This is a genomic window from Chelatococcus sp. KU-N122 (assembly GCF_055391085.1).
On record NZ_AP043981.1, the window covers coordinates 8,064,104 to 8,072,500 of the forward strand.

Below are 8,397 nucleotides of genomic sequence, written 5' to 3' on the forward strand. Positions count from 1 at the left end.
TTCCACATGAGCGACAGCCGCGAGGTCACTCTCTACCACTGGCCGCATTCGCGCTCGGCCGGGACGCTGGTGCTGCTGGAGGAGCTGGGCGCGCCCTATAAGCTCGAGGTCACCGACATCACCAAGGGCGTGCAGCGCGAGCCGGCTTTCCTCGCCGTCAACCCGATGGGCAAGCTGCCGACCATCCGCGTCGGCGATGCGGTCGTGACCGAGCAGGTGGCGATCTACATCTATCTCGCCGACCTGTTCCCGGAGGCGGGGCTGGCGCCTGCGCTCACCGATCCGCTGCGCGGCCCTTACCTGCGCTGGATGGTGTTCTACGCCGCCTGCTTCGAGCCGGCGATGACGGATCTTGCAGGGAAGCGCGACCCGGGGCCGGCCATGAGCTCGCCCTATGGCAGCGCCGATGCGGTGCTGGGCGCGCTCACCGGGCAGCTGCGCCAGGGGCCTTACCTGTTGGGCGAGCGCTTCACCGCCGCCGACGTGCTGTGGGGCTCGGCGCTCAAGTTCATGACCGCCTTCAAGCTGGTGCCCGAGTCGCCGGAGGTGATGGGCTACATCGGGCGGGTGACAGGCCGTCCGGCGCAGGCCAAGGCGGACGCGGTCAACGGCAAGGTCCTCGCCGCGGCGGCGGGTCAGGCATGAGCCTGCCGGCGACGATCGACATTGGCGCGCTCGACCTCGCCGGCCTGGTGCGGCCGGGCGACACGGTCGTCGTCGGCCAGGGCACCGGCGAACCCCAGGCGCTGACCGAAGCCCTGGTGGCCCAGCGGAGCGCCTATCCGGGGGCGCGGGTGTTCGTCGGGCCGCTGTTCTCCGACACCTTTGCGCCGGACCGGACGGAGGGGCTCGCCTTCTCCGGCTACGGCGCCATCTCGCGCGCCGGCCAGATCGCCCGCGCCGGGCGGCTCGACCCAGTGGCTGCCCACTACAGCGCCCTGCCCGGCCTCTTCGCCGACGGCATCATCCCCGCCGACGTGGTGCTGATGCAGTTGACCCCCGGCGACGACGGACGGCCGCCGAGCCTCGGCATGATCACCGACTATCTGGTGGCGGCTGCGCGCCGCGCCCGCGTCGTCATCGCCCAGGTCAATGGCGAGCAGCCCTGGACCTTTGGCGGCGAGCTGCCCGAGGACGTGCGCGTCCACGTCTGCGTCGAGGCGACGCGGCCGCCGGTGGAACTGGCGCCGGCCCGCGTCGGCCCGACCGAGGAGGCCATCGCCGCTCATGTGGCCGCGCTGGTGCCCGACGGGGCCGTCATCGAAATCGGCATCGGCGCCATGCCCGACGCCATCCTGTCGGCGCTGATGGGCCATCGCGACCTCGGCTTCCACTCCGGCATGATCAGCGACCGCACCGTCGACCTGATCGAGGCGGGCGTCATCACCAACGCCCGCAAGCCGTTCGACACCGGCGTCACCATCGCCGGCTGCCTGTTCGGCGGCCGCAAGCTGTTCCGTTTCGCCGACCGCAACCCGGCGCTCCGGATGGCGCAGCCCACCTACACCCACGGCCACGGCGTGCTGGCGCGCCTCCCCGCCTTCGTCGGGCTGAACTCGGCGGTCGAGGTCGACCTCACCGGCCAGGTCAACGCCGAGGTGGTGGACGGGGCCTACGTCGGCGGCGTCGGCGGCCAGGTCGATTTCGTGCGCGGCGCGCTCGCCTCCCCGGGCGGCCGCTCGGTCATCGCGCTGCCGGCCACCGCCCGCAAGGGCGCGGTCAGCCGCATCGTGCCGGCGCTCGCCGGCCCGGTGACGACCCCGCGGGCCGACGCCGACACCTTCGTCACCGAGTTCGGCGTGGCCGAGCTCAAGGGCCTGCCACTCGCCGAGCGCGCCCGGCGCATGATCGCCATCGCCGACCCGGCCTTCCGCGACGACCTGGAGCGCCAGGCACGGACGCTGTTCCCCGGCGGCTTTCCCACCTTCGTATCGACCACCAAGACACAGGATCACAGCCGATGACCGGACCGCTCGCAGGCCTTCGCATCGTGGAAATGGCGGCGATCGGCCCGACGCCGATGGCCGCCATGCTGATGGCGGACCTGGGCGCCACCGTCATCCGCGTCGAGCGGCAGGCCCCGAGCGGCCTCGGCGTGCCCCGGCCGCCGCGCTACAACCTGCTCAACCGCAACCGGCACTCGGCCTCCTTCGACCTCAAGCACCCCGACGGCATCGCCGCCACGCTCGACCTGATCGCCGGCGCCGACGCCCTGATCGAGGGCTTCCGTCCCGGCACCATGGAGCGCCTGGGCCTGGGACCGGACGTGTGCCTCGCCCGCAACCCGCGGCTGGTCTACGGCCGCATGACCGGCTGGGGGCAGACCGGCCCGCTGGCGCCGACGGCCGGGCACGACATGAATTATCTGGGCCTCACCGGCGCGCTGTTCGCCATCGGCCGCAAGGACCAGGCGCCGACGCCGCCGCTCAACCTGGTTGCCGACTACGGCGGTGGCGCCCTCTACCTCGCCTTTGGCGTCGTCTGCGCGCTGCTCGAGGCGAAGGGCTCGGGCCAGGGCCAGGTGGTCGACACCGCAATGGTCGACGGCGCCGCCTCGCTGATGACGTCGGCCTTCGGCCTGCACGGCGGCGGCCTCTACAAGGACGAACGGGGCGCCAACATCCTCGACAGCGGCGCGCCGTTCTACGAGGTCTACCCCTGCTCGGACGGCGGCTTCATCGCCGTGGCGCCGATCGAGGAGAAGTTCCGCGAGGAGTTCTACCGCCTGCTCGGCGTCGACCGCGCCGCCCTCCCCAACGACGACGACGCGGCCAACTGGCCGGCGGTGAAGGAGATCATCGCCGCGCGCATCGCCACGCGGCCGCGGGCGGAATGGGAGGCGGTGTTCGCCGGCAGCGACGCCTGCGTCTCGCCGGTGCTGTCCATGGCGGAGGCGCCGACGCACCCGCACATCGCCGCGCGCGAGACCTTCATCGACATCGACGGCGTGGTGCAGCCGGCCCCCGCCCCGCGCTTCAGCCGGACGGTGCCCGGCAAGCCCACGCCGCCGGAGCTGCCCGGCGCCGGCACCGAGGCGGCGCTGGCCGAATGGGGCTTTGCCGCCGAGCGCATCGCCAAGCTCAAGCGTGACGGCGTGATCGGCAACCGCTGATCGGAACGCAGGCGTTACGATGCCGGGCGGTGCAAAGCACGGTCCTCGAGCGCCTGGTTCACCTCGCCCCCGAGGAGAACGACGATCGTCGAGATCCAGATCCAGGTCATGAAGCCGATGACGGCGCCGAGCGAGCCGTAGGTCTCGTTGTAGGAGCCGAACCGCGCGACGTACCAGGAGAACAGCATCGACGCGCCGATCCAGGCGAGCGCCGCGATCATGCTGCCCCACAGCAGCCGGCGCACCGGCGGATGGCTCCGACACGGGCCGAAGCGATAGACCAGCATCAGCCCGAGGGTGATGAGGACGAACATGGCCGGCCAGCGCGCCACGTCGACGATGCGATCCGCGTCGCTCGCCAGCCCGACGAGATTGAGCACGACGGGCACGCCGACGACGCCGGCCATGGCGACCATGGCGAACAGCAGCCCGCCCAGGGTGAACAGTAGCGACAGAGCGGTGAGCTGGACGAAGCCGCGCGTCTCGGTCTCGCCGTAGACGACATTGAGCGCGTCGAAGAGCGCCTTCATGCCGGCGTTGGCGCTCCAGATCGCGATGACGAGACCGAGGGCGAAGGCGTAGCCCAGCACGCCCGCGCCCTTGGCCACGATGCGGGTGATCTGCTCGTGGATGATGGCGATGGCGCCGTCCGGCAGCACGCCGGCCAGCAGTGCCACATGCTGGCCGACGGTCGACGCATCGGCGAACAGCCCATAGATCGAGATCAATGCGACGATGGCGGGAAAGACGGCGAGCAAGACATAGAAGGTGACGCCGGCCGCCACCGCCAGGATGCGATCCGTGCCGATCGCCTCGTAAAGACGCCAGAGCGTCGCCGTCCAGGTCGGCACGGCGGCCTTGGCCGGCGTGCTTTGCCGAGTCTCAAGGCCGGCCGGATCGCCGGCCACGGCGTCCGCCGGTTGGAGAAGGTAGGCCCGCGGCAATCGTCGCTCGCCCGCCCCGCTATCCCGCGCCGATCCCCGCTGCCACAGCGCCCAGGCGCCCAGCGCGATCGCCAGCAGCACCGGCGCGCCGGCACCGATCGTCGGCCCTTGGCCGGCAGGTTGTTCCAGATGCGCCATCACCGATCCGCAGCACGACACCGAGCTGCCGGCAAAACCGCAGAGATCGATCGCGAGTTCCCATGTCGAGAGGAGCGCATGCGCATCGACCCTGCCGGAGCCGTTCACGACCGGATGGAGTCACTCGGACCGAAGCCCTGCGAGGCGGGTTCACGCCTGCAGCTGCTTGCTGACCGCGGCAACGACTTCCGGCAGGCGATAGGGCTTTTGGATGATCACGCTCCGCGGCACCGGTCGCGGCCGCTCGGTGGAGTAGGCGGTCGCGTAAATGACATGGAGCTCTGCGCGCCTCAGGCGAGCCTGCTCGGCCAGATCCCAGCCGTCGAGCTCCCCGGGTAGCCGGATGTCGGTCAGCAGCAGGTCGACGTGCTGCTGCATCAGCAGCGTCAGCGCCTCGTCGGCGGTCTCCGTTTGCAGGACACGATAGCCAACGTCCGATAGCTCCCGGGCAACCATGTCGCGGACGAGCCATTCGTCCTCCACGACGAGGATCGTCAGAAGAACGTCATTGCTGTCCCTGCCTGTGGCGGTTTCCGTCATTTTGCCCTTTCACAATTCGTGACGTGGCTTATACGCGGCTCGTCCCCCGGCAAGCCGCAGCGCGTTGCTATCCCCCTCATAGACACTCACAAGCATGTGAGTATTCTGCAAGTCATCCAAACTGTTGTTAGATCAGGAGGGGCGGCGTCCCGTTGAGTCCAGACACCATATTGGCGTATGGACGGTGCGAAGGTTCGGTCCGAGAATCCGAACGGGACTGCACTGGGTGGCCAAGAGGCGTATGTCGGGAGCGGCGGGAGCCCCGCAGCAGCCGGTTCGACGGCAGGCGGGCGGCGCGGGGGAACTGGTGCAGGACGGCCGGTCACGCCGGCTAGCGCTCCGCATTCGAGATATTGGAGCATTTCGATCCGATCGGACGAGCCCCTCCGATCGGATCGAAATGCTCCGGTGAGCGTGCCGGCGGCGCGGGCGAGCGATGTTCGACGACCCTCTCCTTCAGGCCGACGCCGGCCAGCCCTCGCCCGCCAGCGCGGCCAGACTCGACATCGTCATCGTCAACTGGAACTCCGGCGACCTGCTGCGCGGCTGCATCGAGGCTTTGGCGGCGAGCTCGACGGCGCCGGACCTCAACGTGGTCGTGGTCGACAATGCGTCGGGCGATGGCTCAGAAGCCGGCGCCGCGATGCCGGCGCCCGGCCTGGCGGTAACGCTCGTCCGCAACGCGGCCAACAGAGGCTTTGCAGCCGCCTGCAACCAGGGAGCCGCGCAAGGCCAGGCGCCGCTGCTGCTGTTCCTCAACCCGGACACCCGGGTCGAGCCGGACACGCTGGCGAACGCCCTGGCGTTTCTCGCGAGCCCGGCCGGCGCGCGCGTCGGCGTTCTCGGGGCCAAGCTGCTGGGTGATGGCGGTCGCACCGAGCGCACCTGCGCCCGCGCACCGTCGCCCCTGCTGACCCTGGCCCGCGCGGTCGCCCTGGACCGGATCGCGCCGGCCTGGGTGCCGCCGCATTTCCTGACCGAATGGGACCACCAGGATACGCGCGAGGTGGCCCAGGTGATGGGCGCGTTCCTGCTCATTCGTCGGCCGCTGTTCGCGGCTCTCGGCGGCTTCGACGAGCGCTTCTTCGTCTACTACGAGGACTTGGACCTCTGTGTGCGGGCGGCGCAAAGCGGTGCCGCGGTCATGCATTTCGCCGGGGCGAGCGTCTGGCACCAGGGCCAGGGCACGACGGCCCAGGTGAAGGACAAGCGGCTGTTCTACATCCTGCGCAGCGAGGTGCTGTTCGCCGACAAGCACTTCGGCATAACGACGGCGCTCGGCCTGCTGGCGCTGCTGGTTGCCGTGCAGGTGCCGCTGCGGACCGTGCGCGCGGCGATCGCCGGAGCGCCGGGCGAATGGCGCCAGGTGCTCCGCGGCGCCGGCCTCCTCATCGCCGATGCCCCGCGCCTCATCCGCAGCCTCGGGCGCTCCAGGCGCAAGTAAGGCAGCGCATCACCGGCCGGATGACCTCGTCTGGTCGGCAGCAAGCTTTGGAAAGGCTCACACCTCCGGCGCACCGGCGGGCGGGCCGAGCCGACCGCGCAGCCCCGCCCATGCAGCACGGCCGAGCCCGACAGCGACGGACGGGCGCAAGCCGCTGTCGATCCAGAACAGCATCGCTTGCAGCGGCAGGTAGGCCGCCTGGCGCAGCTTGAAGCGGATAGGCACGTGGCCGAGCCTGAAGCCGTAGACGGTGTTGCGCACATAGGCGCCCATCCGGAACGCCTTCTGGCGCGGCGTCGCCACCGGACCGATGCGGATCTCACCGTCGCCGACGGTGTGAACCATGGTCACGTCGCGGTCGATCCAGCATGAGTAACCGCGGGCCCAGGCACGAAAACACCACTCCAAGTCGACCGCATCGATGAAGTAGTCGTCGCGGAACTTGCCGACGCAGCGAAAAGCCTCGAGATCGATCAGCGAACCGGAGGTCGCCAGCACGTCGACGGCGACGGCCGCCTCCGCGTCCGCCCCGGCCGGCCCGCGCCGGAACAGGCGCGGCGACTTGTAGGCAGCCCCTTGCGGCGGCGAGACCATCAACGGCCCGACCACCGCCGGGCGGCAGCCCGACTGATCGAGCCACACGAAGCGCGTCCAGAGGCGGGCCACGAGCCCCTCCCCCGGTTGCGAATCCTGGTCGAACAGGATCAGGCGCGCGAAGCCGTCCAGCATGGCCGCCAGGGCGAGCAGGTTGAGCGCCGTCGCCACACCGAAGTTGACCGGGCATTCGATGAGCACCAGCCGCGGTCGCCGCCGAAGGTCGGCCAGCAGCTCCGCGTCGATGCGGCCGTTGACGACCGCGAAGACCTTGCCGACGTCGGCGTCGATCGCGCCGAGGAGCGCCTCCAGCCGGGCTCGGTCCGGCCCGAACAGCACGATGCCGGCCGCCAGTAAGGAGCGGTCGATGCCGGCGGGACCACGCACGTGCAACTCGTCCATCAGCGCTGGGCTGCCACCACGAGCGGCATCGGCGACGCATCGCCCTCGGCGAAGCGCGAGGCGCCGAGCAGGGCGGGCTCGGCCGATGCCGGAGCGTGCGCCATGTCGATGCGGCTCGGCGCCATCGCCGGCCCGCCGGCGAACGGCATCGCGACGAACGCAGCCGGAGCCGCCGGCCCGGCGAGCGTGAAGGCGACCTGCACCGGCTTGGCCGGCCGCAGCGCCACGGCGACCTCCGTGGCCGGCGGCTTGAGCTTGCGGGCCGGGATGATCACCACCTCGCGGCCGGCGAAGGCCAGGGCCTCGGGGCGGCTCACCACGCCGAGCGCCGGCGCGGCAATCTTGGCGAGCGCGGCAAACGCCGAGTTGGTGCCGCCGTCCATGTAGGTGGTGCGCACCGACGCGCTGCCTTCGGCGACCAGCGTGGTGGCTCGTTCGGCTTCCTCCTTCAGGCGCGCCTGGGCCAGGGCCTCCTTGGCCGGGTCCTTGTAGGGAGCGAAGACGTAGCGCCCCCCTGCGACGCCGACCGCCGGCTCGGCGCCCGTCGCCTCGAAGCGGTCCGCGCCCTCCTTGAGCTGCCGCCAGAAGGCGATGTTCGGATCGTTGCGGTGGCGGGCCATGTTCTCGGCGGTCATACGGAACGGATAGGCCTGGAATTGAAACGCCTGCTGCCCGCCGGCAAAGGCCTCGCGAGCGATGGCGAAGATCTCGCCGATGCCCTTGTCGGTCATGGCGTAGCAGCCCATCGACGAGCAGGTGCCGTGGACCATGAGCGCCGAGCCCGAATAATTGTGGGCACGGTCGTAGGCGTTGGGGAAGCCCGTGTCGAAGGAGAGGTAGTAGGCGGAATTCGGGTTCATCAGCCGGGGCGTGATGGCATAGAAGCCCTCCGGTGCCTGGCGGTCGCCCTCGCGGCGCTTCGGCCCGAGCTGTCCCGACCAGCGGCAGATCGGAAAGGTCTTGAGGAAGACGTAGCGGCCATTGCGCGCCAGCTTCCACACCTGCAGCTCGGCCTCCCTCTTGTAAACGCGAATGACGATGGGCGCCGAGGCGCTGGTGCCCCGCGCCGCCATTGCCGCCAGCGTCGATGCCGGGATGGGCGCCTCGTGCTTGGCGAAGCCGGCCGCCCGTGCCGGGATGGCAGCCACGCCGATGCCGAGGACGACGAGAAGCCAGACCCTGGGTATCCACGTGGCGCGCATGCGTCGTCTGCCTGCCTTTCA

8 protein-coding genes are annotated in these 8,397 nt (G+C 70.5%); 4 read left to right on the top strand and 4 right to left on the bottom strand.

Features of this window, described 5'->3' with window-relative positions:
* Positions 1-6: 6 nt before the first annotated feature.
* The 3 genes from ACZ5PO_RS36380 to ACZ5PO_RS36390 are packed head-to-tail and all read left to right on the top strand — an operon-like array spanning position 7 to position 3,112.
* Positions 7-645 (top strand): glutathione S-transferase family protein, encoded by a 639-nt coding sequence (locus tag ACZ5PO_RS36380; protein ID WP_464187706.1) that lies wholly within the window; start codon positions 7-9, stop codon positions 643-645.
* Positions 642-1,964, top strand: coding sequence for an acetyl-CoA hydrolase/transferase family protein (locus ACZ5PO_RS36385; protein WP_464187708.1), 1,323 nt, complete (start codon positions 642-644; stop codon positions 1,962-1,964). Before ACZ5PO_RS36380 ends, ACZ5PO_RS36385 begins: the two co-directional genes overlap by 4 nt.
* A complete protein-coding gene (locus ACZ5PO_RS36390) occupies positions 1,961-3,112 on the top strand; it encodes a CaiB/BaiF CoA transferase family protein (protein WP_464187710.1) in 1,152 nt (383 codons plus the stop codon). The genes ACZ5PO_RS36385 and ACZ5PO_RS36390 overlap by 4 nt, the downstream gene beginning before the upstream one ends.
* A gap of 14 nt (positions 3,113-3,126) precedes the next feature.
* Here the strand turns inward: ACZ5PO_RS36390 and ACZ5PO_RS36395 are convergent, their stop codons facing one another.
* Together ACZ5PO_RS36395 and ACZ5PO_RS36400 are read right to left on the bottom strand one after the other, a co-directional pair.
* Positions 3,127-4,194, bottom strand: a complete 1,068-nt coding sequence (locus ACZ5PO_RS36395; RefSeq protein WP_464187712.1) for a YihY/virulence factor BrkB family protein — start codon at positions 4,192-4,194, stop codon at positions 3,127-3,129.
* A gap of 150 nt (positions 4,195-4,344) precedes the next feature.
* Positions 4,345-4,734: a response regulator gene (locus ACZ5PO_RS36400; RefSeq protein WP_464187714.1), complete on the bottom strand. Its 390-nt coding sequence runs from the start codon at positions 4,732-4,734 to the stop codon at positions 4,345-4,347.
* 436 nt (positions 4,735-5,170) lie between these two features.
* Here ACZ5PO_RS36400 and ACZ5PO_RS36405 point away from each other — a divergent pair, with 436 nt between their 5' ends.
* Positions 5,171-6,178, top strand: a complete 1,008-nt coding sequence (locus ACZ5PO_RS36405; RefSeq protein WP_464187716.1) for a glycosyltransferase family 2 protein — start codon at positions 5,171-5,173, stop codon at positions 6,176-6,178.
* Positions 6,179-6,235: 57 nt separating this feature from the next.
* On the opposite strand, the gene ACZ5PO_RS36410 is transcribed toward ACZ5PO_RS36405, so the two are convergent.
* Both ACZ5PO_RS36410 and ACZ5PO_RS36415 read right to left on the bottom strand, forming a co-directional pair.
* On the bottom strand, positions 6,236-7,159 hold the full coding sequence (locus tag ACZ5PO_RS36410; protein ID WP_464187718.1) for a glycosyltransferase family protein: 924 nt from the start codon (positions 7,157-7,159) through the stop codon (positions 6,236-6,238).
* A gap of 14 nt (positions 7,160-7,173) precedes the next feature.
* Positions 7,174-8,376, bottom strand: a complete 1,203-nt coding sequence (locus ACZ5PO_RS36415) for a L,D-transpeptidase family protein (RefSeq protein WP_464187720.1) — start codon at positions 8,374-8,376, stop codon at positions 7,174-7,176.
* Positions 8,377-8,397: the final 21 nt, after the last annotated feature.

Bases quoted from the DNA above. Each gene is read 5' to 3' on its own strand.
- ACZ5PO_RS36380 (WP_464187706.1), top strand. From the start codon at position 7: ATGAGCGACAGCCGCGAGGTCACTCTCTACCACTGGCCGCATTCGCGC.
- ACZ5PO_RS36385 (WP_464187708.1), top strand. From the start codon at position 642: ATGAGCCTGCCGGCGACGATCGACATTGGCGCGCTCGACCTCGCCGGC.
- ACZ5PO_RS36390 (WP_464187710.1), top strand. From the start codon at position 1,961: ATGACCGGACCGCTCGCAGGCCTTCGCATCGTGGAAATGGCGGCGATC.
- ACZ5PO_RS36395 (WP_464187712.1), bottom strand. From the start codon at position 4,194: ATGGCGCATCTGGAACAACCTGCCGGCCAAGGGCCGACGATCGGTGCC.
- ACZ5PO_RS36400 (WP_464187714.1), bottom strand. From the start codon at position 4,734: ATGACGGAAACCGCCACAGGCAGGGACAGCAATGACGTTCTTCTGACG.
- ACZ5PO_RS36405 (WP_464187716.1), top strand. From the start codon at position 5,171: ATGTTCGACGACCCTCTCCTTCAGGCCGACGCCGGCCAGCCCTCGCCC.
- ACZ5PO_RS36415 (WP_464187720.1), bottom strand. From the start codon at position 8,376: ATGCGCGCCACGTGGATACCCAGGGTCTGGCTTCTCGTCGTCCTCGGC.